The sequence below is a fragment of the Kitasatospora sp. NPDC023176 genome (assembly GCF_055560495.1).
Map to the genome: position 1 here is coordinate 174,234 of NZ_JBVHIP010000004.1, position 23,114 is coordinate 197,347.

A 23,114-nucleotide genomic window follows, 5' to 3' on the forward strand; every position below is an offset into this window, starting at 1 on the left:
TTACTGGTAGAGGGAGCCCGTGTTCACGACGGGCTGGGTGCCCCGGTCGCCGCAGAGCACCACCAGGAGGTTGCTCACCATGGCAGCCTTGCGCTCCTCGTCCAACTCCACCACGTCCCGCTCGGCGAGCCGGTCCAGCGCCTCCTCGACCATACCGACGGCGCCCTCGACGATCAGCCGCCGGGCGGCCACCACGGCCCCGGCCTGCTGCCGCTGGAGCATCACCTGGGCGACCTCGGGCGCATAGGCGAGCCGGGTGATCCGGGACTCGATGACCCGCACGCCGGCCGAGGCGACCCGGGCGGAGATCTCGGCGGACAGCTTGCGGGCGATCTCCTCCGCGCCGTCGCGCAGCGACAACTGCCCCTCGTGGTGGGCGTCGTACGGGTAGCTGGTGGCGATGTGCCGGACGGCCGTCTCGGTCTGGATGGCGACGAAGTCGACGTAGTCGTCCACCTCGAAGACCGCCATCGCGGTGTCCTCGACCTGCCAGACCACCACGGCGGCCATCTCGATCGGGTTGCCGTCCGCGTCGTTGACCTTGGTGGTCTCGGTCTCGTGGTTGCGGATCCGGGTGGAGATCCGGCGGCGGCTGGTGAACGGGTTCAGCCAGGTCAGGCCGGCGGCCCGGATGCTGCCGCGGTAGCGGCCGAGCAGCTGCACCACCCGCGCCTCACCGGGCGAGACGACCGTCAGGCCGCACAGCACCAGCAGCGAACCGAGCACCAGCAGCGGCCCGACGACCACCAGCGGAATGCCCACCCCCTTGCTCCCGCCGCTGAGTTGGACCCCTCCGGCGATCAGCGCCCCGAACCCGGCGAGCACGCCGAGCAACGCGCCACCGAGCACCGGCACCCCGGCGGCTCCGGTGATGGTCCGTTCGGTGATCTTCGGAGCCGGAAGGTCGATGGCAGGGCCGTCCTCGACGGCGATGTGCGGTGCGGTCATGAGACCGACTCCCCCCTGTGCGATGTGCGCCGCGCGGATGCCCGCGGCAGCTGTCAAAGTGATATCACTTTTTTCACACAGGACGCCAGGGTCCGTACCGGAGTTCCGGTCGGACGGCGGCGCACGAGGGTCGTACGGGCGAAAGGGTGACCAGGGGCAGCGCGGGCGGGCGCGTGGATCAGCGGAAGTTCACGGCGCCGGCCGCGACGACGTCCGGCGGAAAGAGCATGTCGTCGACCAGCGCCGCCCCGGGCGCGGTGTAGACGATCACGGACGCCGCGGTCTCCCGGCGGATCCGCTGACCCCCCGGAGTGGCCAGCAGACACTGCGCGAACTCCGACGACAGCGCGTTCTCGGTCGGCGTCTGCGGCGCCGAGCACGATGTCCCACCCAGCTGACCGCACATCGACCGCAGATCCAGCTCCGACTCGGCGTTGCTGGCACCGACGACGAAGTTCATCGCCTTGAAGGCATTGGGCATCGGGAAGTAGCCCTCGAAGTACCCCGACTTGTGCGCGCCGCAGTACGCGTTGGCGGCCGCCGGAAGGAACCGGGGCGCCGCACGGTCGACCGGCGAGTTGAGCGTGATGCGTTGCCCGCCCAGCGCGACCGTCGGCTTGAACTCCCTGTCCTTGGCATAGATGCCGACCGAGAGGACCATCCCGGAGGCGTTCTCAAGAAGTTGAAGTGTCTCCCACTGGCGTTCGTACTGATGGATCGTGTTGCCCGTGGGCAGCCTGAAGGAGTAGTCGGGCCCCGTGCCGATCGCCTGCTTCAGCTTCTCGTACGTCTCACCGGGCACCACCTTCTCGACCAGAGCCTGTTCGACGCCCCTGCGGTAGTCCGGACTGGAGACATAGAGCCGGTGGGCGAAGAAGGCCACCGCCGCGACGGCCGCCAGCACCAGGACGGCGATGCCGACGACCACTTGGGACCTGCTCGACCGGTGATGATGGTGATGGTGGTTGTTCTGCGTTCCCGAGACCAGAACGGGCCCGTTGAAGGTCCCCCCTTCGATCCCCCCGGCTGCCCGACGGTCCTGATCAGCCATCGGCCCCGGAGCCGAAGTGGTTGTTCTGCGTCCCCGAGACCAGAACCGGCCCGTTGAAGGTCCCACCGCTGATCTCGACCCGGGTGCCGGAGCGATCGGGGTCAGGCGACGCCGCGTCCCGCAGCAGGGCCTGCAACTCCGCGACAGCGTGCGCGTCCCCGGCAAGGAGCCGGGTCAGGCGCGAACGCCACTCCAGCGCAACAGCCTCCCGCACGTCCGGATCGCCCTGTCGCGCGGCCTCCAACAGCACCTCACGGGACGACTCCAACTCCGCCCGGACCGCCTCCACCCGCCCCTGCCGACGGAACAGCCCCGCCACACGGTCATGGAGCTGCTCCCACCCCTCCGTGACCATCAGCCCCACCAGCGTGGTCGCGCCGGAGGTCGCGAGCGCCATCAGTTCGGCTTCCATGGTGATCTCCCCCTTCCCCTTCAACCCTAGCGGTCACCTGTGACGCCGGAGGACTCACAGGCACTGCCGTGCAGGCAGTCGCGGCAGAGGCCGGTATCGCTCCTTCAGCCTGGCAAATCGCCAGAACACTCGGTCGTCGCCGAAATTCCAGGCGACCGGGGCGGCCTCGGCCGGCTCATCACGCGGCGGCTTCCACCACCAACGGACGAACTGGTGCCCGACCCGGACTTGGGCCTCCGCCAGCCCGCTCAGGCCGTCGCCAGCCAACTCGGAAAGCCCTTTTGAGTGCGGCGCAGCACCTCTTGGGCCTGAGGTCACGTTTCCGCGGCTCTTCGCTCGGACACAAGCCGCCCGGATCAGGTGCACCGGTCGGCCCACTGGCCGGTTCGGGTGCTGGTGTCAGCCCGGCCTTGATCCATTGCCGCTTGCACTGCGGCCCGCCGCCCTCAACGGCGGCCCTGGGGCGGCGAGGGTCACACACCGGCCCCGGCCTCACCGAGAACCGCCATGGGTGTGCACCGAGGACCTCGGTGAGGCCCGCCTGGGCCGAGGAGAGCATGAGCCTGGAGCTGCGGCACAACACCGGTGACGTCGTGTTCAGGGCCTGCGAGAACACCCTGGCGGGCGAGCAGTTCAAGACGGGAAGTACGCGTCCACCCCAAGGACCCCCGGAACAAGATCACGCACATGGAGCTGATCGCCATCGACGGGAAGGCATCCGCATACCCCGGGGCACTGACCCAAGGGATTGCGCCGATTGCCCACGGGGCGGAAACCGCTCAATCCGCAGACGCGCTGCTCAGCCCCGCCGAACGTCAGCATCACGTTCACATAACGTTCCCATGCGGGTGAACATCGGCGCGTAGCCACCGTCATCCGACGGTCATTCGCCTACAGTGCTCGCAGGCGATTTTGGCGTGTCCGCAGGTCAGTGACCCACACCGCCCGACTGCGCATCAGATCATAGGTGGGGCGGGTGGGACTCGAACCCACGACCAAGGGATTATGAGTCCCCTGCTCTAACCGGCTGAGCTACCGCCCCGGTTCGCCGCGCGCGCCGGTCGTCGGCCGCGGCAGCAGCAGACGGCCCCGCGAGGCCGTCCCGGGCAGCATAGCCGGTCGATCACCCGTGGTGCGCGCCGGGGGCGCAGGTGGGTACGCGACGGCGTGCGCCGCCCCGGGCGGCGGAGCCCGGGTGGCGGCGGTGGGCTCCGGCAGGGCAGCCTGGGCTGATGACGAAGCGTGGGGCGGGAGCGGCGGCCGGGGCACTGGTGCTGGCGCTCGCGGCGGCGGGGTGCACCACCGCCGCACGGCCCGGCAGTGTCGCCCCGACGGTCACCTCGGCGCCGCCCACCGCCACCACCGCGAACGCCCACGGCTGGAACAAGCAGCGCTTCAGGGGGGCGATCGGCAGGCACACCGGGGTCACCCGGACCGCCAAGCCCACCGTGCTGAACGGACTGGTCGGCGCGGTGTTCACGCGCAACGCGAGCGGCGACCACTTCTGCACCGCGAGCGTGGTGGACAGCGCCGGCCTCAATCTGATCGTCACCGCCGCGCACTGCGTCTGGGACCCGAAGATCGGCCAGCGCAGCGACCTGGTCTTCGTCCCCGGCTACCGCAACGGCGACACCCCGAGCGGTGTCTGGCCGCTGCTGGCCGTCACCGTGGACGACGGCTGGAAGGACCACGCCGACCCGGACATGGACGTCGCCTTCGCCGTCGTGCAGGCCCAGAACGGGCAACAGGTCCAGCAGGTGCTCGGCGCCAACCACCTGGGCGTCAACCGCGGCTACCAGGTCCCGGTGCGGGTGACCGGCTACCCGGGCAGCAGCGACGTCCCGATCACCTGCGCCAACACCACCTCCGAGCAGAGCGCCACCCAACTGCGGATCGACTGCCCCGACTACACCGGCGGCACCAGCGGCAGCCCCTGGGTCACCGACTTCGACCCGGCCACCCGGACCGGCACCGTGGTCGGCGTGATCGGCGGCTACCAGGAGGGCGGGGACAGCCCGGACACCTCGTACAGCAGCTACTTCGGCGACCGGGTCCAGGCGCTCTACGACCGGGCCACCGGCTGAGCGGCCCGGGCAGGGTCCGCCGGACGGCGCCGGAGTCGGACACCCGGCATTGGCGCCGTCGGGCACGGCCTGGTAGATCTTCCTCTCGAACGGCGGAACGCACGGACCGGATGCCCGCCCCGAGGAACGAGACGGAGCCCCGATGGCCCCCGGCCCGGTACCGCCCGCGCGCGCGGCCGGAGCGACCGCACTGGCCGCCCTGCTGCTGGCCGCCGGCACCGCCTGCGGCGGTGGGCCGGACAAGGCGCCGAACGCCGAGGTCGCCCAGCAGAGCGCGACCCGGGACCGGATCGGCACCCTGTCCATCCACAACGCCCAGGGGCCCCGGACCTGCACCGCGAGCGTGGTGCGCAGCCCCGGACGCAACCTGCTGGTCACCGCCGCGCACTGCGTGCAGAACCAGCGGGTCGGGCTGCTGGACGGCCTGGTGTTCACCCCCGGCTACCGCAACGGGTACTCCCCGTACGGGACTTGGGAGGTGGACTCGATCATCGTCGACCCGCGCTGGGCCTCGGGCGACGACCCCGACTACGACGTGGCCTTCGTCACCGTCCACCCGGCCGACGGCCGGCAGATCGAGGACGCGGTCGGCGGCAACCCGATCGGCACCGGCAAGGGCGTCGGGCTGGCGGTCTCGGTGACCGGCTACCCCAACCAGAGCGACGAGCCGATCACCTGCTCGGTCCGGACCAGTGCGCAGAGCTCCACCCAGGAGCGCTTCGACTGCGGCGGCTACACCGACGGCACCAGCGGCAGCCCGTGGATGACCGGCGACGGCACGGTGGTAGGCGTGATCGGCGGCTACCAGGAGGGCGGGGACACCCCGGGCACCTCGTACAGCGTGGCCTTCGACCAGCGGGTCGCCGACCTCTACCGGCAGGCGACCGCCTGACCGTGCCCGTGCCGGAGGGGCCGGGTGACGCACGCGACACCGGCGCGGGCAACACGAAGGCCCCCCGGTCGACCGAGGGGCCTTCGCTCTGAGCAGTCACCGGGCGGACCCGGCGCAGCTCCCGCAATTGGACTCGAACCAATAACCTGCCGATTAACAGTCGGCTGCTCTGCCAATTGAGCTATGCGGGAACGCGGTACTCAACTTCCGTACCAGGTACGGGAATCGGGCTCCGAAGAGCGCTCCTCCCGAGCTCCCCCAATTGGACTCGAACCAATAACCTGCCGATTAACAGTCGGCTGCTCTGCCAATTGAGCTATGGGGGATCGGCTTCCGCTTCGGCTCCTGGTCTCCCGGGCTCCTCGGCGCTCGCTGCGGGACATACATTAGCGCACTCGGGGGGGTGGTCCGCCAATCGCTTTCCCCGGCCGCCCCGGGCCGCCGGTCCGGCGTGCCCCGCGCGCGCCCCCGACGGCACCCGGGGATGCTGGGGGACGCGGACGGTTCGCCGTCCCGAGCAACGGGTAGGGCAATGCGGCAGAAGGCCGCCAGGAGAGGGTGGGTCCGATCATGTGGAAGGTGTCGTTCGCCGTGGGTTTCGCGGCCGGCTACGTCCTCGGCTCGCGGGCCGGGCGCCAGCGCTACGAACAGATCGCCAAGGTCACCCGGCAGATCGCCCAGAACCCCGCCGTGCAGGGGGCGGCGGACCGGGCGCGGCAGCAGGCCGGCGCGGTGGCCGGGAAGGCCGCCTCCGCCGTCGCCGACCGGGTCGGGGACCGGCTGCCGAACGCGGTCACCGACCGGGTGCCGTACTTCAGCCGGTCCCGGGCGGAGGACGACGGCTGGGGCACCGTGCGGCCGTGACCGGGCGGTAGCGCCCCGGGGCCCGTCCCCCGGACGGGCCCCGGGCAAAGGGGATCCCAACCCGCGGTCCCGAACCGGCAACGGCTCACCCGGCCCGGACGCGTCCCGGGCCGGGCTGAGGCATGATCTCGACATGGCCATCGTCGCGGGGATAGACAGTTCCACCAACCGCACCCGGATCGTCGCGTGCGACGCGGACACCGGCGCCGTCCTCCGCTCCGGCAAGGCGCCCCACCCCGTCCCCGAGGACCTGGACCTGCGCCCCGGCGAGGCCGACCCGCAGGTCTGGCTGCACTCGCTCGGCGACGCCGCCGCCGACGGCCTGCTGGAGGGCGTCCGGGCGATCGGCGTCAGCGCCCAGCAGCACGGCATGATCGGCCTGGACGCGGGCGGGGTGCTGGTCCGGCCCGCGATGCTGTGGCACGACCCGCGCGCCGGCGGCGCCGCCGCCAAGCTGCTGGACGCCCTCGGCGGCCCGGCCGCCTGGACCGCCGCGATCGGCGCGGTGCCCGGCCCGACGTACACCATCGCCAAGCTGCGCTGGCTGGCCGAGTTCGAGCCCGCCAACGCCCGCCGGATCGCCGAGGTGCTGCTGCCGCACGACTGGCTGGTCTGGCAGTTGCTCGGCCACCCCAAGCGCCGCACCACCGACCGCGGCGACGCCTCCGGCACCGGCTACTGGTCCCCGATCACCGGCGAGTACCGACAGGATCTGGTCGAGCTGGCGCTCGGCCACGAACTGCGGCTGCCGGACGTACTCGGCCCCGCCGAACCCGCCGGACACACCCCCGAGGGCCTGCTGATCTCGGCCGGCACCGGCGACAACATGGCCGCCGCCCTGGGCCTGGGCCTCGGCCCGGGCGACGCGGTGGTCTCGCTCGGCAGCGCCGGCACCATCTTCGCGGTGCACGAGAAGGCCGTCGTGGACGCCTCCGGCCTGGTCTCCTCCTTCGCCGACGCCAGCGGCCGGCACCTGCCGATGGTCGCCACCCTCAACGCCGCCCAGGTGCTGCGCTCCACCGCCGCCATGCTGGGCCGGGACCTGGACGGGCTGAGCGACCTCGCCCTGCACTCCTCCCCCGGCGCCTACGGCCTGGTGCTGCTCCCCTACCTGGACGGCGAGCGCACCCCCGCGCTGCCGCACGCCGCCGGCACCCTGACCGGCCTGCGGGCCGAGGCGATGACCCCTCAGCACCTGGCCCGGGCCGCCGTCGAGGGCATGCTGTGCAACATCGCGGACGCCCTGGACGTGCTGCGCGCCCAGGGCGTCGGGATCAGGCGGGTGTTCCTGCTCGGCACGGCCGGCCGGCTGCCCGTCGTGCGGCACGTCGCCCCGATGCTCTTCGGCGTCCCGGTCGTGGTGCCGCCGCCGGGCGCGCACGCCGCCCGCGGCGCCGCCCGGCAGGCCGCCTGGGCGCTGGCCGGCACCCCCGAGCCGCCGGAGTGGACGCTGCCGGACGCCGAGACGATCGCGCCCGAGGGCGAGCAGGACCTGGCGATCGGCTCGGCGGTGCGCCGGCAGTACCGCGCGGCCCGGGACCAGATCCACCCGGAGGCCGCCTCCGCGTAGGCCCCTCCGGGTGGAGGCGGCAGTGGCCGAAGTGCGCCGACGAAGATGCGTCATCCGGCGCCCGATGGCAGCGTGGGTCGCGACACGGCCACCGAGGCGGAAGGGCGGCAGGATCCCATGGCCCTGCACAAGGGAACCGGCGGCGACCGCCGGCTGAGCGTCAGTCCGTTTCTCGGCATCGCCGACCCACTGGGCTCGATGGAGCTGGCGCCTCCGGTGCACCGGCTCGGCGAGGGCCCGGTCACGGCCGACACCGCATACCAGCTGGTCCACGACGAGCTGATGCTGGACGGCAGCGCCAAGCTCAACCTCGCGACCTTCGTCACCACCTCGATGGAGGTGCAGGCCACCCGGCTGATGACCGAGTGCCTGGACAAGAACATGATCGACAAGGACGAGTACCCGCAGACCGCCGAACTGGAGCGGCGCTGCGTGGCCATCCTCGCCGACCTCTGGCACGCCCCCGACCCGGACGCCGCGGTCGGCTGCTCCACCACCGGCTCCAGCGAGGCCTGCATGCTGGCCGGCATGGCGCTCAAGCGCCGCTGGATGCGCCGCAACGCCGAGCGCTACGCGGCCGGGGCCCGGCCCAACCTGGTGATGGGCGTCAACGTACAGGTGTGCTGGGAGAAGTTCTGCACCTTCTGGGAGATCGAGGCCCGCACCGCGCCGATGGAGGGCGAGCGCTTCCACCTCGGCCCCGAGCAGGCGGTCGCCCTGTGCGACGAGAACACCATCGGCGTGGTCGGCGTCCTCGGCTCCACCTTCGACGGGTCCTACGAGCCGATCGCGGAGATCTGCGCGGCCCTGGACGAACTCCAGCGGCGCACCGGCCTGGACGTCCCGGTGCACGTGGACGGCGCCTCCGGCGGCATGGTGGCGCCCTTCCTCGACCCGGAGCTGGTCTGGGACTTCCGGCTCCCCCGGGTGCAGTCGATCAACACCTCCGGCCACAAGTACGGCCTGGTCTACCCGGGCGTCGGCTGGGCGCTCTGGCGGGACAAGGAGGCACTGCCGGAGGAGCTGGTCTTCCGGGTCAACTACCTGGGCGGCGACATGCCGACCTTCGCGCTCAACTTCTCCCGGCCCGGCGCGCAGGTCGCGGCCCAGTACTACGTCTTCCTGCGGCTCGGCTGGGCCGGCTTCCGGGCCGTCCAGGGGGCCTGCCGGGAGGTCGCCACCTACCTGGCCGGGGAGATCGGGAAACTGGGCTGCTTCCGGCTGCTGACCAGCGGCGACCAACTCCCGGTGTTCGCCTTCACCACCACCGAGGACGTGACCTTCGACGTGTTCGACGTCTCGCGGCGACTGCGCGAGCGCGGCTGGCAGGTGCCCGCGTACACCTTCCCGGCGGACCGGGAGGACCTGTCGGTGCTCCGGGTGGTCTGCCGCAACGGCTTCTCCCGGGACCTCGCCGACCTGCTGCTGGCCGACCTCAACCGGCTGCTGCCGGAGCTGCGGCGCCAGCCCGTACCGCTGCGGGAACTGGGGGTGCCGGTCCGCACGGGGTTCCACCACTAGGCCCCGTCCACCGGCCGCGGGTGCCGCGGCCCGGAAGAGCCACGGCGGGAGGGCGCAGGGATAGCGCCCTCCCGCCGGGTGGTCCCGGTCGGTCGGGGCAGCCTCCCCCCGCGAGGCTGCCCCGACCGGTGGGGGTATCCGGGACGCCGGTCGGGCCGAACACGGCCGACCGGCCGTGGCCCGAACGAAGCGGCCGGGGCGGTGGAAACGCGCCGGCGAGGAGAACTCTGCACGAAGAACACATGACTGTTCGAGGGTTCCAGGGGGTTGTGAGACACTTCCGTCCGTCTCAACGCCATGACCTGGGGTTTGAGACGCCGGGCCACTGAGGTTGGAGATGACGCCGAGCGGCCGGACCGGGCGCGCACCTCCTGCCCGTCCACCGTTGTCCCCTCTCACGACCCATGGAGGACCGCATTGGCTTCCGCCTGGAAGGACCTGCCCGAGGAACTGTCCGAGCCCGCCCGGCTGCTGGCCGAGGAGCTCCGGACGATCAAGGACTCCGCCGGGCTCTCGCTGTCCGAGCTGGCCGCCCGGACCCACTACAGCCGGGCCTCCTGGGATCGCTGGCTGAACGGCAAGCGGGTGGTCACCGCGCAGGCGCTGGAGGCGCTGATCGGGGCGGTGGACTGCGACCCGGCCGCGCTGCGCCGGCTGTGGCGGCGGGTCGTGGAGCCCGCTGCCGACCAGCCCCCGGCCGACCAGTCGGTGGACGACCAGTCGGTGGACGAGCAGCCGGTGGCCGGGGAGCCGGACCAGCCGGCCGACCAGCTGGTGGCCGGACCGACGGACGGGCAGCCGACGGACGGGCAGCCGGCGGACGAGGAGTCGGCGCCGCCCGCCGAGCAGCCCGCCGCCGAACCCGCCGGCCCCTGGTGGCGGCGTCCGGCGGCGCTGGTCTCCGGCGCGACCGTACTGGCGCTGCTGCTACTGGTCGGTCTGCGGGTCAGCCGGCACGACGGCCAGGCCTCGGCCGCCGACGGGCCGGCCCCGACCGCGTCGGCCGGCGCCAAGCCCGCGTCCGACTCCGCCTGCCGGGCCCTCGGCTGCGCCCACAAGGACCCCAAGAACACCGGCTGCGGCAAGGACGCCCGCACCCTGCGGACCCAGGCGGTCGGCAAGGTCGTCGTCTACCTCCGGTACAGCCGGACCTGCCAGGCCGCCTGGGCGGCGATCACCGAGGGCGAGCCCAAGGACTACGCGGTGATCACCGACAGCACCGGGGACAGCGAGACCGCGATGATCCACTGGGGCTACGACAACTACTCGCAGATGCTGAACGCGGCGGACCCGTCGATCGGCTTCCAGGTCTGCGGCTTCCAGCCGGCCGAGCACAACTGCACCACGACCCTCGCCGACCTGGCCACGGTGGTGGACTCCACCCCGATCCCGATCGGCCCCGCCTCGCCGCCCCCGGGCACCGGGGCCGCGGCGGCGACGCCGAGCGACTCGGCCTCCGCCCAGACCGGCCCGGTACAGCCCGGCCCGGCCCAGGCAGCGGCGACCGACCAGGCGTCGCCGAGCCCGTCCGCGCCCTGAAACACGACTAGTCGAGGTAGCCGCGCAGCTGCGCGGCGTAGGCGTGGTCGCGGAGCTTGACCAGGGTCTTGGACTCGATCTGGCGGATCCGCTCCCTGGTCACGCCGAACACCGTGCCGATCTCCTCCAGCGTGCGCGGGCGCCCGTCGTCCAGCCCGTAGCGGAGCTGGACGACCTGGCGCTCCCGCTCGCCGAGGGTCGCCAGCACCGCGTCCAGGTGCTGGCGCAGCAGCAGGAAGGTCGCGGACTCGGCGGGCGAGGCCGCGTCGGCGTCCTCGATCAGGTCGCCGAGCGCGACGTCGTCCTCCTCGCCGACCGGGGTGTGCAGCGAGATCGGCTCCTGGGCCAGCCGGAGGAGTTCGCGCACCCGCGCCTCGGTGAGTTCCAGGGCGGCGGCGATGTCGGCCGGGGTCGGCTCCAGGCCGCGCTCCTGCAGCAGGGCGCGCTGTACCCGGACCACCCGGTTGATCAGCTCCACCACGTGCACCGGCACCCGGATCGTCCGGGCCTGGTCGGCCAGCGCCCGGCTCATCGCCTGCCGGATCCACCAGGTCGCGTAGGTGGAGAACTTGTAGCCGCGGGCGTAGTCGAACTTCTCCACGGCCCGGATCAGGCCGAGGTTGCCCTCCTGGATCAGGTCCAGCAGGGTCAGCCCGCGGCCGACGTAGCGCTTGGCGACGGACACCACCAGACGCAGGTTGGCCTCGATCACCCGGCGCTTGGCGATCCGGCCGGCGACCACCAGGGAGTCCAGTTCGCGGGCCAGCGGGTCGGGCGGCGGCGGGTCCCCGTTCAGCCGCTCCTCGGCGAACAGGCCGGCCTCGATCCGGCGGGCCAGCTCGACCTCCTCGGCGGCGGTGAGGAGTCGGATCCGGCCGATTTCGCGCAGGTACTGGCGCAGCAGGTCGGGGGCCGGGGCGGCGCTCTCGAAGCGCTCGGGCGGTCCGTCGTCGGGATCCGGCTCGGCCCGCGCGGCCGGGTCCGGGCCGTCGGGGTCCTGGTCCGGGCCGTCGGGGTGGCCCTCCGGCAGTTCCCGGGCGGCGGGCACCCGTTCGCCGCCCGGGGGCGCGGCCCCGGCCCGGCCGTGGTCCGTCTCCTGCTCCCCGTCCGGCGCTCCGGCGGGCTGGGCTCGTCTGGTGGCGGTCGTCGCTGCGGCAAGGCCTCGGTCCACGGGCATCCCTCGGGGCGGGCGCGACTCTGGCGGACCCGCGCTGTACGGAGGTGGGACGTCCTCCAGTGTGGGGTACGCCACGCTCCGTGGCCGAGACTCGTGCGCCGACTTTCTGCGCGGGACCTCTGCGGCTTCCGGGGCTCGCCGGGCCTACAGAGCCGCCGCGCCCAGGCTGCGGAGCTGCTGCCCGTACTGCTGGAGCTGCCAGAGCTCGGTCTGCACCGCGTGCAGCTGCTCGGCGTCCGCCCGGTGGCCCAGCCGCTGGAGGTAGCCGCGGACCTCGGCGATCCGGCGGTCGACGGCCAGCAGGCGCAGCTTGACCAGGAACTCGCCGGCGTAGATCGCGTCCACCTTGCGGAGCGAGCGCACCGGTTCGACGGTCAGCTCGGTCACCAGCGAGCGCACTTGGTCGTCCGGGGCCGCCTCGCGCACCGCGCTGGTGAAGTCGGGCGCGGTCGCCCCGAACGCGGCGCCGCCGGCCTTGGCGACGGCCTGCCGGACGGCAGTGTACGGCGGGGTCGGGAACTCGTCGTCGCCGTAGTGGTCGAAGGCCGGGCTGACCAGGTCCGGGTACTGGAGCGCCAGCTTGAGCAGCTCGCGTTCGACGAACTGGGCCGGGTCGCGCGGGTTGAGCCGGAAGGTCGGCTGGGCGGGGCGCGGCGCCGTGACGGGCTGCTCGGTGCGGCGCTGCTGGCCGTTGCCGCGGGGGTTCTGCTGCTTCTCCCGCTCCCAGCGGGACAGCTGGGAGATCCGGCGGACCACGAACTGCTCGTCGCCGGGGTTCACCCCGAGCATGCCGGCCAGGCGGATCGCGTAGCCGTGCCGGATCGACGGGTCCTTGATCTTGGCGACGATCAGGGCCGCCTCCTCCATCGCGGCGGCCTGCCCCTCGGGCGTCTCGACCCGGTGCTTCGACACCGCCGTGTTCAGCGCGAACTCGAACAGCGGGACGGGGTGGTCGATCAGCTGCCGGACCGCGTCGTCGCCCTGGGCCAGGCGCAGCTCGCAGGGGTCCATGCCGCCGGGGCTGACCGCGATGGAGGTCTTGGCGGCGAACTTCTGGTCGTCCTCGAAGGCGCGCAGGGCGGCCTTCTGGCCGGCCGCGTCGCCGTCGAAGGTGAAGACCGTCTCGCCGCGGTACTGCGAGGTGTCCATCAGCAGCCGACGGATGATCTTGATGTGGTCCTCGGCGAAGGCGGTGCCGCAGGTCGCCACCGCCGAGGTGACCCCGGCCAGGTGGCAGGCCATCACGTCGGTGTAGCCCTCGACCACCACCGCCCGACCCGACTTGGCGATCTCCTTCTTCGCCAGGTCGATGCCGTACAGCACGTGGGACTTCTTGTAGATCGGCGTCTCGGGGGTGTTCAGGTACTTCGGCCCGTTGTCGTCCTCGCGCAGCCGGCGGGCGCCGAACCCGACCACCTCGCCCGCGATGTCCCGGATCGGCCACACCAGCCGGCCCCGGAAGCGGTCGATCAGCCCGCCGCGCTGGCCCTGCGAGGCCAGGCCGCCCTGGAGGATCTCCTTGTCGGTGAAGCCCTTGCCGCGCAGGTAGCGGACCAGGTGCTCCCACCCGACGGGGGCGTAGCCGACGCCGAAGGTCTTGGCCGCCTCCTCGTCGAAGCCGCGCTCGGCCAGGAAGCGGCGGCCGATCTCGGCCTCCGGCGAGGCCAGCTGCTCCCGGTACCAGGCGGCGGCCACCTTGTGCGCCTCGACCAGCCGGGTGCGCTCGCCCTGCTGGTGGCGGGGGCTGTAGCCGCCCTCCTCGTAGCGCAGGGTGATGCCGGCCTGGGCGGCCATCCGCTCGACGGCCTCGGCGAAGGTGAAGTGCTCGATCTTCATCAGGAAGGCGATGGTGTCGCCGTTCTCCTGGCAGCCGAAGCAGTGGAAGACGCCCTTGGCGGGATTGACGTAGAAGGAGGCGGACTTCTCGTCGTGGAAGGGGCAGACGCCCTTGTACTCGCCACCGCCACCATTGGTCAGCTGTACGTAGTCGCCGACCACCGCGTCGATCGGCAGTGCGCTGCGCACCGCCTGTACGTCTTCGTCCCTGATCCGCCCGGCCACCCCGGAAGTCTACTGGGGCGGCCGGGGTTTCCGACCGGGAGTCGGGCCCGTCTCCCGCCTACGCCCAGGAGGCGCCGACGAGTCTGGCGTGCAGGGCCAGGGCCGAGGCGTCCGTGAGGGTGGCGATCTGGTCGATGACGGTGCGCAGGGCCGCGCGGTCGTCCTCGGCCTCGTGGTACATCGCGGCGAAGACCGGGTCCAGGCCCTCCGGGGCGCGCTGGTTCAGCACGTACGCCAGCTCGGCGATCACGATCCGCTGGCGGGCCCGCAGCTGGGCCTGCTCGTCGCGCATCATCACGTAGAGGACGGCGACCGCCTTGAGCACCGCGACCTCCAGCCGGACGTCCCGCGGCACCACCAGCTCGGCGGTGTAGCGGGTGAGCCGGCCCGGCCCGTAGCGGGCCCGGGTGGCCTGTTCGGCGGCCAGGCAGAAACGGCCGATCAGCTGGCTGGTGAAGTCCTTGAGCCCGGCCCGGGCACGCGCGGTGCCGTCGTAGCCCCGCGGCCAGAAGTCCTGGGCGAGCAGCCGGTCCAGCGCGGCGGAGAGCTCCTCCGGCTCGGCGTCGGGGGCGTAGCGCTCGGCGACCTTGAACAGGTCGGCGCGCTCGCCGGGGGCGCGCAGGGCGGCCGGGTCGATGTGGCCGGCCTGGAGGCCGTCCTCGACGTCGTGGGTGGAGTAGGCCACGTCGTCGGACCAGTCCATGACGGTGGCCTCGAAGCACTTGCGCCCGGCCGGGGAGCCGGCCCGCAGCCAGCGGAAGACCGGCAGGTCGTCGGCGTAGACGCCGTACTTGGGCGAGTCCGGGTCGGTGGGGTGGGCGCCCTTGCTCCACGGGTACTTGGTGGCGGCGTCCAGGGCGGCCCGGCTCAGGTTGAGGCCGACGCTGCGGCCCGGCCAGGGGGCGAGCCGGGCGGCGGGCTGGTCCTCCAGGGGCGCGAAGCGCTTGGGTTCGAGCCGGGTGAGGATGCGCAGTGACTGGGCGTTGCCCTCGAAGCCGCCGCAGGCCTCGGCGGCCTGGTCGAGGGCCTCCTCGCCGGTGTGGCCGAAGGGCGGGTGGCCGATGTCGTGGGCCAGGCAGCCGGCCTCCACGAGGTCCGGGTCGCAGCCGAGGGCCGCGCCCAGTTCCCGCCCGACCTGGGCGCATTCGAGCGAGTGGGTGAGCCGGGTGCGCGGGAAGTCGCTGCGCATGGGGGCGACCACCTGGGTGGTGCCGGCCAGTCGGCGCAGTGCGGCGGAGTGCAGCACCCGGGCACGGTCGCGTTGGAAGGCGGTGCGGCCGGGACGCTTGTCCGGTTCGGGGACCCAGCGGGCCTCGGCGGCGTGGTCGTACGGGATCGGGGCGGCGAGGCGGTGCGTGGTGTCATCCATATGGGTCTCACGGTACGCCGCGGCGCCGACACGCGGGGTGTGCCGCGCACGAAGTGGTGTGAGCCGGGGCGTGAACCGTGGGAGGCGCGCCGGTGTCCGCCCCGACGAATCGACCGGACCCGAACGGTCCAGTCGCCGGGCCGCCCGCGAAGGCGCCCGCGGAGCCCGCGCGGGGCCGGGTCAGCCCCCGACGGCCTTCAGCACGACGGCGGCCACCCCCTCCTCCCCCTTCGCGTTGGGGTGGACCGGGGTGAGCCCGTGGGCCGGGAAGGGCGGCTCGATCCAGCGGGCGTCCTCTCCCGCGCACATGTCGTGCCCGGCCGAGGGCCCGGCGGTGTCGACGAACACCGCCCCGGCGGCCTCCGCGCGCTGCTTGAGCATCCCGTTGAGCTGCCGCTCCTTCTCGGCGAGGAAGCCGAGGTCCGCCGCCGCGAACGTGGTGCCCAGCACCGGCACGCAAGCGGCCGGGTCGGCCGGGAGCAGCGCCGGGTAGCCGACCACGTACACCCGGGCCTGCGGAGAGCGGCGGCCGATCTCCCGCAGGGTCTCGGCGACCTTCTCGCCGGCCGCGTCCACCTTGGCCCGCACCTCGTCGGTGCCGCCGGAGGCGTAGTGGTCCCGGCAGGGCGCCGCCGAGCCGTTCTCGCCGACCAGGTCCTTCACCGCGCCCACCAGGGTGTCCCTGGCGCACTCGGTGACGACCTGCATGAAGCCGGCGTCGTTGCCGCCGATGCCCAGGGTGACCAGCCGGGTGGCCGGGGTCAGGGCGTCCAGCTGGGCCGGGTTGGCGCCGTCGTCGGTCTTCTGCGGGGCCTTCAGGTCGCCGGTGCGGGCGCCGCTGCAGCTGACGTCCCGGAACCGGTCCGGCGCCAGGGCGAGCGCCTTCGCCAGCAGGGAGGGGTAGTTGACCCCGGAGCGGGCGCAGCCGCCCGGCTCGCCGACCTGCGGGGCGATCCGGGGCCCGGCGGTGTAGGAGTCGCCGAGCGCCACGTACGGGCCGCTCGGCGGCGGGGTGGGGGTCGGCGTCGGGCTCGCGGCAGCCGGGGCGCGGCCGGGCACGGCGCCCGCGAAGCCGCGGTCCGAACCGTCCGGGCCGTCCGAACCGCCTCCGCCGCCGCATCCGGTCAGTCCTGCCAGGAGCAGGGCGGCGAGCCCGGCCGTCGCGGCGGCCGTCGGGCGTGTGGTCCTCGGCATGGCATCCCCCCGGGGTGCGGGTCACGGGCAGCTCCGTACGGGGCGACCCGTCCCCCGGGCGCCTCAGACTGCAACGTACGGGCGGCGCCGATGACTCCCGGCTCGGGCGGCCCGCTCGGCCGTACCGGCTACTCCGCGTCGCGCTCGTGCTCGGCCAGGAACTGCTCGAAGCGCCGCCCCAGCTCGTCCGCCGAGGGCAGGTCGACCGGCTCGGCCAGCAGGCTCTCCCGGCCCTCGGCGCCCGCCACCGCGTCGTACTGGCCCTCCATGCCGCGGATCGCCGAGCGCAACTCGCCGTCCCCCTGGGCCAACTGCTCCTCGATGTCGGCGTACACCTCGCCCACCCGCTCGCGCAGCTTGGTGCCGGGCAGCACCAGGCCGGTGGCCGACTGCACCGCCTCCAGGATCAGCACGGCGGCCGCCGGGTAGGCCGAACGGGCCACGTAGTGCGGGACGTGCGCGGCGAAGCCCAGCACGTCGTGCCCGGACTCGGCCAGCCGGTACTCCAGCAGCGCCTGGGCGCTGCCCGGGACCTGCGCCTGCTCGAACCACTGCGGGTAGCCCGGCGCGAGGTCCAGCCGGTTGCCGTGCGGCGTCAGGCCGACCGGGCGGGTGTGCGGCACGCCCATCGGGATGCCGTGGAAGTCCAGGCTGAGCCGGACCTCGAAGCGCTCCACCAGCGCGCGGACGGCGCGCGCGAAACGCTCCCACTCCACGTCCGGCTCCGGGCCGGTGAGCAGCAGGAACGGGGCGCCGGCGGCGTCCCGGACCAGCTGCAGCAGGATCTCCGGCGGGTCGTAGGACGACCAGTGGTCGTGGTCGAAGACCATCGCGGGGCGGCGGGCCCGGTAGTCGACCAGGCGGTCGTGGTCGAAACGGGCCACCACCTGGGGCGAGCCCGTCTCCAGCAGGTGGGCCACCACCTGGCCACCGGCCTCGCCGGCGTCCATGAAGCCCTCGAAGTGCTGGAGCAGCACCAGGCCGGCGCCGGTGTCACGCAGCTCCGCGTTGGCCGCGGCCACCGCGGCCACGCCCCGCTCATCCAGCTCGTACAGCGCCTGGAAGTCTCGCACCGCGCACCCAACCCCGTTCTCTGCTCGTCCCGACCCGACCGGCCTCTCGTCCTGTCCAGCGTGCCGGGCCGCGCCGGAATTCCCGTTCCGGCCGACCACCCGGCGGAGGACCCGGCCCGCGACACGGCCGGAGGCCGTCCCGAACCGCTCCGGACCATGATCGCACCCGACCGGAAAACCCCTGGTCACGGGGGTTCAACAGCCCCGCCCGGGGCGCGCGGTGGCGGCCCGCGCCGCCATTGGCGCGCCGCGAAGTGACGCACCGCGTTCTGGCGGGTATCGTCCTCTCGCTGCCTCGCATCGTCGCGTCGTCGTCACGTCGTCCGTAACGCCGTCGACCACGACCCGGATCGCTGCTCGGGCAGACACCCACGACGCATCTTGCCTTCACCTGGCCGCCTGCTTCCCTTCGCGCACTCGTTTCCTCTTCGGCCATTTCGCGGACGCACACTGTCCCTTCGCTCTCCCCGCCGGACCGGTCCGAGGACCCGTGTCCGTTCCGGCACCCCGCGCCGCCCGTTCCGGGCCGCCGCCCCCGCCCCGCCCGACCGGAATCCTCCGGCGCGCACGGGTACCCGGAGGCGGAACCGGACCGGGGCGAACCAGTCCCCCGCAGCCCGCGCCGCACCCCGGCGCGGACTACGCCCTACGACCGATGAAGGACAGAGGGTTCCGTGCCAGCATCTGTCATCCTCACCGGCCGCACCGTGCGGCTGGAGCCCCTCGCCGCACACCATGCCGAGGCCATCGCCGCGGCCGGCGCCGAGGACCGTACGACCTACGCCTTCACCCCCGTCCCGCACGGTCTGGAAGCGGCCCGCGACTACATCGCGCGCGCCCTCGCCGACCAGGCCGCGGGCCGGTCGGTGCCGTTCGCGACGGTGAACGTCGCCGACGGCCGGGTGGTCGGCTCCACCCGGTTCCTGGAACTCGACTACTGGCAGGGCCCGCTGGTGTGGCCGCCGGTGCCCGGCGTGCCGTTCGGCGATCCGGCGACGGCCGTCCCGGACGCCGCCGAGATCGGCAACACCTGGCTCTCCCCGCGCGCCCAGGGCACCGGCATCAACACCGAGGCCAAGCTGCTGATGCTCCGGCACGCCTTCGAGATCTGGGGCGTGCAGCGGATCTCGCTGCGCGCGGACGCCCGCAACCTGCGCTCCCGGGCCGCGATCGAGCGGCTCGGCGCGACCTCCGAGGGCGTCCGCCGGGCGCACTCGCGCGGGCTGGACGGAGTGGTGCGCTCGACCGCGTTCTACTCGATCCTGGACTCCGAGTGGCCGGCCGTCCGGGACATCATCGAGCTGCGGATCGCCGCCGCCACCTCGCCGAGCGCCCCGGATCCGGCGATCAACCAGGAGTGCCTTAGACAGGGCGGCAGCGGCGCCGGGCAGCTGATGATCACCGCCTGAGGGGTCACCTCGGGCCGTAACCCCCGACGGCCACCCCGAGAACGGGCTCCAGCCACTGCGGATCGGGCCTCGGGCGCTCGCGGTGGGTCTCCGCGAGCCCGGACACCGGCCGCCAGCCGCCCCTCACCCGGGCGACCCGGATGCTCCAGACCTCGCAGCCGGTCCAGCTGCGATGCAGGTGCAGCACGCCCTCGGAGGTGTAGGACACCCAGCTGTCCTCCATCTCGCGGGGGCGCAGTCCGGAGCGGATCAGCTGCCACTGCCCGTCGGTCCAGAACAGGTCCGGTACCGGGCAGGCGCGGGGCCGCAGCATCGGCTTGAGCCGGTCCGCCGCCCACTCGGGATCGGGCGGCACGCTGCCCGGCTCGGGGAACGCCCAGCCGGGCAGCGGTTCACGGGTGGCCATCCAGGTGGCGGGGATGCCCTCGGTGCCGGTGTGCGCGGCCACCACCGCGCCGGTGATCGCGGCCACGGTGTCCATGTCGCCGCCGGCCGCGATCGCCTCCCACACGGCGGCCCGGTAGTCGGTGAGGTTCCGGGCGGCGCACCACAGGGCGTACGGGACGGTGTCGGCGGCCGAGGTCCGGCTGCCGTTGCCGAGCAGCCGGGCGACGGCCCGCGCATCCGGTTCGGCGAGCAGCCGGACGGCGTCGGCGACGGCCTCGCGCACCACCCCGTTCGGGGTGTACTCGACCACCGCTCCCAGGAAGGCCGCCGGCGCCATCGGTTCGGTCCGGGCCCGGACCGCGTACGCGGCGGCCACCGCGACCGCGATCGCGCCGTCCACCGCCTGCGGGTGGGTGTGGGTGATCACCGCCGTGCGGGCGGCCAGCCGGACGGCCTCGTCCAGGTCCCGCGCGTACGCCGCCCCCAGTGGAGCGACCCGCATCGCGGCGCCGTTGCCGTACGAGCCCTGGCCGTCGAAGAGTTCGGCGCCCAGCGCCCTGGCGTCGCCGCCCTCGCGGACCAGTCGGAGCAGCCGGTTGGCGGCCGGGCCGTAGCCGCGGTCGAAGTCGTGCCGGAGGGCGAAGGCGTGGGTGAGGTCGAAGGTGTCGATCGTGCCGCGTTCGCGCTGGGCGGCGTACACCGAGCAGGCCATCTCGGTGTCGTCGGTCCACGGCCAGGGGCCGGACGGTTCGGCGCGGGAGGCGTGGTGGGCCCGGGCGGTTTCCGGGACGAAGAACTGGGCGCCGAGGGCGTCACCGACGGAGAGGCCGTTGAGCGCGTCGAGCGCGGGGCCGTTGGGTTCGGTCATCATGTGCCACCCAGCACACCGGCTCGGCCGCCGCTTCGTCAACACCGTTGCGCGAAAGCCCCTGACGAGGGATGTTTCGCATACCTCCGATCCGGGCGGGCAGCACCCGGGCATGACCCGCGCGCATCCGCTCGACCCCGTCACCCTGCTCGGCGCCGACCAGCAGCACATCGCCACCCGGGCGCAGCTGCGCCGGCTCGGGGTGCCCTCCGGCACGATCGCCCACCGGCTGCGGCCGGGCGGGCCCTGGCAACAGGTGCTGCCGCGGGTGATCTGCCTGCAGAGCGGACGATTGACGGCCCATCAGAGACTGCGGGCGGCGCTGGCGTACGCGGGCCCGAAGGGCCGGCAGCCACAGCCCGGGGAGGTGCTGCTGACCGGGCTCGCGGTGCTGGCCGACGCCGGGCTGCCGAGCGCCGGGCACCCCGCCGACCTGGCCGGGGTCGATGTACTGATCCCCCATCAACGCCGCATTCGGGAGCGGGAATTCGTCCGGATCCACCGGGCTTCGGGGGTGATGCCGGGCGGTTTCGAGCGGGACGACGGCCTGTGGAGCGCCACCGTGGCGCGGGCGCTGGCGGACGTGACGCCGAGGGAGGCCGGTCAGCGCCGGTTCCGGGCGCTGTGCGCCGAGGCCGTACAGCGGCGGCACTGCGAACTCGGCGAACTGCTCGACCAGTTGCTCGCCAGGCCGGGGGCGCTGACGCTGCCGCAGGTGGCCCGGGTGGTGGAGGACCTGACCGCCGGGGTGCGGTCCGTGGTGGAGGGCGAGGCCCGCGAGGTGCTCGCCCACGCGGGCCTGCCGGAGCCGCTCTGGAACCCGGTGCTGTTCCTGGACGGCCGCTTCCTCGCGGTGCCGGACGCCTACTGGCCGCACGCCTGCGTGGCCCTGGAGATCGACTCGCGCGCCTACCACCTGAGCCCGGCCGACCACGAACGCGGCCTGGCCCGCGCCAACCGGCTCACCTCCGCCGGCCTGCCGGTGGTCCGCACCACACCCGTCCAACTGCGCCGCGACCCCGCCCCCGTCCTGCACCAGCTCACCGCCCTGGTCACCACCGGCCCGCACGGCCCCCACGGCCGGATCAGCTGGCGGCGGGCGCGGTGAACCCGTCGGCGGTCAGGAGTGCCGGGCGCCGGCGGCCTCGGCGGCGGCGACCAGGCGCTGGAGTTCGGCGAGGTGGGCGGCGAGGGCGGCGCGGCCCTCGCGGGTGGCGGCGAGCCAGGTGCGCGGGCGCTTGCCGACGTAGCCCTTCGTCACCGTCAGGTAGCCGGCCTCCTCCAGGGCGGTGGCGGCCTTGCTGAGGACGGAGTCGGAGACCTCGCAGTGGTCCCGGACGGCGGCGAACTCGGCCTCGCGGCAGGCGCCGAGGAAGGCGAGCACGGTGAGCCGGGTGGCGTGCTGGAGCAGCGGATCGAGGGCGGGGGGCATCAGCCGGTCTCCTGCATGCGCCGGACCCGGTGGTTGAGTCGGCTGGTGCCCGCCCAGAAGGTCAGGCCGGCCGCGAGCCCGGCGGCCCCGCCGATCCAGCGCGGACCGCCGCCGGACTGCCAGGCGATCAGCATCCCGGCCGCCGAGGCCGCGCAGACCGCGAGGACCGCCAGCGCGACCGGGCCGCCGACACCGGCCGGCATGCCCCGGCGGACGATGCCGTCGCTGCGCATGGCGATCCGGCCGAGGACACCGGTCAGGGCGGCGAACCCGCCCGCGAGCCCGCCGATCATGGCGAACTGCCGGGCCTCGATGACCTGACCGATCCCCAGGCCGTAAGCGGCGAAGGCGAAGGCGAAGGCCGGCCCGTACCAGCCGGGCATCTCGCCCGGCCGCCGCGCGGCCGCGGCGGCCCGGCCGGCCAGGCGCAGCGCCTCGGCGGCGGACGGCGGGGTCGGAACGGAGTCGCTCATGGTTTCCCCCTCGGAAAGTGACGGTGGCTCCACTGTGCCACTGTCTTTCCATATTGGAAAGTACTTTCCGTGAGCCGGCCGCGCGATGCGCGGCTCAGCAGCGCGGGTCGATCTCCTGGAAGGTCGCGTAGTGGTCCGGGGACCAGTACTGCTCGCCGGAGCCGCCGGTGACCACCCGTCGGGTGCCGCGGTCGTTGGAGCCCGGGGTGACCACGGTGAACTCGTGGTAGTAGCCGTTGCCCTTCTTCGGCAGCCGGCTCTCGCGGTTCTCGAACACGATGCCGTCCCGGTTGTACGGGTAGGGGCCGCCCTTGTCGATCAGACCGAGGGTGTCCTGGGCCTGGCTGGGGAGCTTGGTGCGGCAGACGTCGGCCAGCGCCGGGTCGGCGGGCACCCAGCCGCCGGACGGCGGGGACGACTTGGGGGCCGAGGGCTTGGGGGCCTGGGTGCCCGCGGTGGCGGTGGCGCTCGCGGCGGCCTTGGGGTGACTGCCGCCGCCCTTGCCGGCGAGCAGGTACCCGACTCCGGCGAGCACGGCCAGGATCAGGACGGCCACGACGACGAGCGGGCTCTTGCTTCTGGTCATGCCGTCCAGCTTGGCAGCCGGCGGCGTCCGGCTCGGCCAGTCACACACATGACGGACACCACACGCGCGTACGGCCGGGGGGGGACGGGCGCCCGTGTCCGTTGCCGCCCCGCCGGGGGGCGGTCGCCGGGTGTGCGGCGGCGCGGGCCGGGGTAGGCCCGCCCCCCGGGGCGGGGGGCGGGGGGGGGGGCCCGCGCGGGTGGA

The 23,114-nt window shown here is 73.6% G+C and carries 20 protein-coding genes and 3 tRNA genes; 8 read left to right on the forward strand and 15 right to left on the reverse strand.

The genetic code is table 11. The annotated features are described in order from the left end of the window. The 4 genes from ACZ3YL_RS08650 to ACZ3YL_RS08665 form a co-directional block, all read right to left on the reverse strand. On the reverse strand, window positions 1-948 hold the full coding sequence (locus ACZ3YL_RS08650; RefSeq protein WP_465656288.1) for an SPFH domain-containing protein: 948 nt from the start codon (window positions 946-948) through the stop codon (window positions 1-3). A gap of 178 nt (window positions 949-1,126) precedes the next feature. Next, a complete protein-coding gene (locus tag ACZ3YL_RS08655; protein WP_188304309.1) occupies window positions 1,127-1,876 on the reverse strand; it encodes a hypothetical protein in 750 nt (249 codons plus the stop codon). Window positions 1,877-1,991: 115 nt separating this feature from the next. Beyond that, on the reverse strand, window positions 1,992-2,411 hold the full coding sequence (locus tag ACZ3YL_RS08660; protein ID WP_465656290.1) for a hypothetical protein: 420 nt from the start codon (window positions 2,409-2,411) through the stop codon (window positions 1,992-1,994). A 968-nt stretch (window positions 2,412-3,379) separates the two neighbouring features. Beyond that, a tRNA-Ile gene (locus ACZ3YL_RS08665) sits at window positions 3,380-3,453 on the reverse strand. A gap of 190 nt (window positions 3,454-3,643) precedes the next feature. On the opposite strand from ACZ3YL_RS08665, the gene ACZ3YL_RS08670 reads away from it, so the two are divergent. Both ACZ3YL_RS08670 and ACZ3YL_RS08675 read left to right on the forward strand, forming a co-directional pair. Further along, the gene (locus ACZ3YL_RS08670) at window positions 3,644-4,495 is read left to right on the forward strand and encodes a trypsin-like serine peptidase (protein ID WP_188304307.1); all 852 of its coding nucleotides are present in this window, start codon (window positions 3,644-3,646) and stop codon (window positions 4,493-4,495) included. 142 nt (window positions 4,496-4,637) lie between these two features. Then, complete coding sequence (locus tag ACZ3YL_RS08675; protein WP_188304306.1) at window positions 4,638-5,387, forward strand: trypsin-like serine peptidase; 750 nt, start codon at window positions 4,638-4,640, stop codon at window positions 5,385-5,387. A gap of 118 nt (window positions 5,388-5,505) precedes the next feature. On the opposite strand, the gene ACZ3YL_RS08680 is transcribed toward ACZ3YL_RS08675, so the two are convergent. Then, window positions 5,506-5,578, reverse strand: a tRNA-Asn gene (locus ACZ3YL_RS08680). A gap of 62 nt (window positions 5,579-5,640) precedes the next feature. Continuing rightward, a tRNA-Asn gene (locus ACZ3YL_RS08685) sits at window positions 5,641-5,713 on the reverse strand. Window positions 5,714-5,957: 244 nt separating this feature from the next. Here ACZ3YL_RS08685 and ACZ3YL_RS08690 point away from each other — a divergent pair. The 4 genes from ACZ3YL_RS08690 to ACZ3YL_RS08705 all read left to right on the forward strand — a co-directional run bounded on the left by ACZ3YL_RS08690 (window position 5,958) and on the right by ACZ3YL_RS08705 (window position 10,881). After that, window positions 5,958-6,251: a hypothetical protein gene (locus ACZ3YL_RS08690; protein WP_223242116.1), complete on the forward strand. Its 294-nt coding sequence runs from the start codon at window positions 5,958-5,960 to the stop codon at window positions 6,249-6,251. A 133-nt stretch (window positions 6,252-6,384) separates the two neighbouring features. Next, window positions 6,385-7,821, forward strand: a complete 1,437-nt coding sequence (locus ACZ3YL_RS08695; RefSeq protein WP_465656293.1) for an FGGY family carbohydrate kinase — start codon at window positions 6,385-6,387, stop codon at window positions 7,819-7,821. Window positions 7,822-7,938: 117 nt separating this feature from the next. Continuing rightward, window positions 7,939-9,342: a glutamate decarboxylase gene (locus tag ACZ3YL_RS08700; RefSeq protein ID WP_465656295.1), complete on the forward strand. Its 1,404-nt coding sequence runs from the start codon at window positions 7,939-7,941 to the stop codon at window positions 9,340-9,342. A 417-nt stretch (window positions 9,343-9,759) separates the two neighbouring features. Next, window positions 9,760-10,881: a helix-turn-helix domain-containing protein gene (locus tag ACZ3YL_RS08705; RefSeq protein ID WP_465656297.1), complete on the forward strand. Its 1,122-nt coding sequence runs from the start codon at window positions 9,760-9,762 to the stop codon at window positions 10,879-10,881. 7 nt (window positions 10,882-10,888) lie between these two features. Here ACZ3YL_RS08705 and ACZ3YL_RS08710 read toward each other — a convergent pair whose 3' ends face one another. From ACZ3YL_RS08710 to ACZ3YL_RS08730, 5 genes are all read right to left on the reverse strand, one after another. Beyond that, window positions 10,889-12,058: an RNA polymerase sigma factor gene (locus tag ACZ3YL_RS08710; protein WP_223242622.1), complete on the reverse strand. Its 1,170-nt coding sequence runs from the start codon at window positions 12,056-12,058 to the stop codon at window positions 10,889-10,891. A gap of 144 nt (window positions 12,059-12,202) precedes the next feature. Beyond that, window positions 12,203-14,119, reverse strand: coding sequence for a DNA primase (gene dnaG / locus ACZ3YL_RS08715; protein ID WP_188306286.1), 1,917 nt, complete (start codon window positions 14,117-14,119; stop codon window positions 12,203-12,205). Between the two features lie 58 nt (window positions 14,120-14,177). Beyond that, window positions 14,178-15,488 (reverse strand): deoxyguanosinetriphosphate triphosphohydrolase, encoded by a 1,311-nt coding sequence (locus tag ACZ3YL_RS08720; protein ID WP_188306287.1) that lies wholly within the window; start codon window positions 15,486-15,488, stop codon window positions 14,178-14,180. A 180-nt stretch (window positions 15,489-15,668) separates the two neighbouring features. Next, window positions 15,669-16,682, reverse strand: coding sequence for an SGNH/GDSL hydrolase family protein (locus ACZ3YL_RS08725; RefSeq protein ID WP_465656300.1), 1,014 nt, complete (start codon window positions 16,680-16,682; stop codon window positions 15,669-15,671). A 128-nt stretch (window positions 16,683-16,810) separates the two neighbouring features. Continuing rightward, complete coding sequence (locus ACZ3YL_RS08730; protein WP_188305258.1) at window positions 16,811-17,755, reverse strand: PAC2 family protein; 945 nt, start codon at window positions 17,753-17,755, stop codon at window positions 16,811-16,813. A 674-nt stretch (window positions 17,756-18,429) separates the two neighbouring features. On the opposite strand from ACZ3YL_RS08730, the gene ACZ3YL_RS08735 reads away from it, so the two are divergent. Continuing rightward, the gene (locus tag ACZ3YL_RS08735; RefSeq protein ID WP_188305257.1) at window positions 18,430-19,164 is read left to right on the forward strand and encodes a GNAT family N-acetyltransferase; all 735 of its coding nucleotides are present in this window, start codon (window positions 18,430-18,432) and stop codon (window positions 19,162-19,164) included. A gap of 4 nt (window positions 19,165-19,168) precedes the next feature. Here ACZ3YL_RS08735 and ACZ3YL_RS08740 read toward each other — a convergent pair whose 3' ends face one another. Beyond that, the gene (locus ACZ3YL_RS08740; protein ID WP_465656302.1) at window positions 19,169-20,419 is read right to left on the reverse strand and encodes an ADP-ribosylglycohydrolase family protein; all 1,251 of its coding nucleotides are present in this window, start codon (window positions 20,417-20,419) and stop codon (window positions 19,169-19,171) included. 112 nt (window positions 20,420-20,531) lie between these two features. Here ACZ3YL_RS08740 and ACZ3YL_RS08745 point away from each other — a divergent pair, with 112 nt between their 5' ends. Further along, window positions 20,532-21,527, forward strand: coding sequence for a hypothetical protein (locus ACZ3YL_RS08745; RefSeq protein ID WP_465656304.1), 996 nt, complete (start codon window positions 20,532-20,534; stop codon window positions 21,525-21,527). Window positions 21,528-21,539: 12 nt separating this feature from the next. On the opposite strand, the gene ACZ3YL_RS08750 is transcribed toward ACZ3YL_RS08745, so the two are convergent. The 3 genes from ACZ3YL_RS08750 to ACZ3YL_RS08760 form a co-directional block, all read right to left on the reverse strand. Beyond that, the gene (locus tag ACZ3YL_RS08750) at window positions 21,540-21,851 is read right to left on the reverse strand and encodes a transcriptional regulator (protein ID WP_465656306.1); all 312 of its coding nucleotides are present in this window, start codon (window positions 21,849-21,851) and stop codon (window positions 21,540-21,542) included. Further along, window positions 21,851-22,324 (reverse strand): hypothetical protein, encoded by a 474-nt coding sequence (locus ACZ3YL_RS08755; protein WP_188305253.1) that lies wholly within the window; start codon window positions 22,322-22,324, stop codon window positions 21,851-21,853. The genes ACZ3YL_RS08750 and ACZ3YL_RS08755 overlap by 1 nt, the downstream gene beginning before the upstream one ends. 94 nt (window positions 22,325-22,418) lie before the next feature. Further along, complete coding sequence (locus ACZ3YL_RS08760; protein ID WP_188305252.1) at window positions 22,419-22,910, reverse strand: ribonuclease; 492 nt, start codon at window positions 22,908-22,910, stop codon at window positions 22,419-22,421. Between the last annotated feature and the right edge of the window lie 204 nt (window positions 22,911-23,114).

Bases quoted from the DNA above. Each gene is read 5' to 3' on its own strand.
- ACZ3YL_RS08650 (WP_465656288.1), bottom strand. From the start codon at position 948: ATGACCGCACCGCACATCGCCGTCGAGGACGGCCCTGCCATCGACCTT.
- ACZ3YL_RS08660 (WP_465656290.1), bottom strand. From the start codon at position 2,411: ATGGAAGCCGAACTGATGGCGCTCGCGACCTCCGGCGCGACCACGCTG.
- ACZ3YL_RS08670 (WP_188304307.1), top strand. From the start codon at position 3,644: ATGACGAAGCGTGGGGCGGGAGCGGCGGCCGGGGCACTGGTGCTGGCG.
- ACZ3YL_RS08675 (WP_188304306.1), top strand. From the start codon at position 4,638: ATGGCCCCCGGCCCGGTACCGCCCGCGCGCGCGGCCGGAGCGACCGCA.
- ACZ3YL_RS08690 (WP_223242116.1), top strand. From the start codon at position 5,958: ATGTGGAAGGTGTCGTTCGCCGTGGGTTTCGCGGCCGGCTACGTCCTC.
- ACZ3YL_RS08695 (WP_465656293.1), top strand. From the start codon at position 6,385: ATGGCCATCGTCGCGGGGATAGACAGTTCCACCAACCGCACCCGGATC.
- ACZ3YL_RS08700 (WP_465656295.1), top strand. From the start codon at position 7,939: ATGGCCCTGCACAAGGGAACCGGCGGCGACCGCCGGCTGAGCGTCAGT.
- ACZ3YL_RS08710 (WP_223242622.1), bottom strand. From the start codon at position 12,058: ATGCCCGTGGACCGAGGCCTTGCCGCAGCGACGACCGCCACCAGACGA.
- ACZ3YL_RS08720 (WP_188306287.1), bottom strand. From the start codon at position 15,488: ATGGATGACACCACGCACCGCCTCGCCGCCCCGATCCCGTACGACCAC.
- ACZ3YL_RS08725 (WP_465656300.1), bottom strand. From the start codon at position 16,682: ATGCCGAGGACCACACGCCCGACGGCCGCCGCGACGGCCGGGCTCGCC.
- ACZ3YL_RS08740 (WP_465656302.1), bottom strand. From the start codon at position 20,419: ATGACCGAACCCAACGGCCCCGCGCTCGACGCGCTCAACGGCCTCTCC.
- ACZ3YL_RS08745 (WP_465656304.1), top strand. From the start codon at position 20,532: ATGACCCGCGCGCATCCGCTCGACCCCGTCACCCTGCTCGGCGCCGAC.
- ACZ3YL_RS08750 (WP_465656306.1), bottom strand. From the start codon at position 21,851: ATGCCCCCCGCCCTCGATCCGCTGCTCCAGCACGCCACCCGGCTCACC.
- ACZ3YL_RS08755 (WP_188305253.1), bottom strand. From the start codon at position 22,324: ATGAGCGACTCCGTTCCGACCCCGCCGTCCGCCGCCGAGGCGCTGCGC.
- ACZ3YL_RS08760 (WP_188305252.1), bottom strand. From the start codon at position 22,910: ATGACCAGAAGCAAGAGCCCGCTCGTCGTCGTGGCCGTCCTGATCCTG.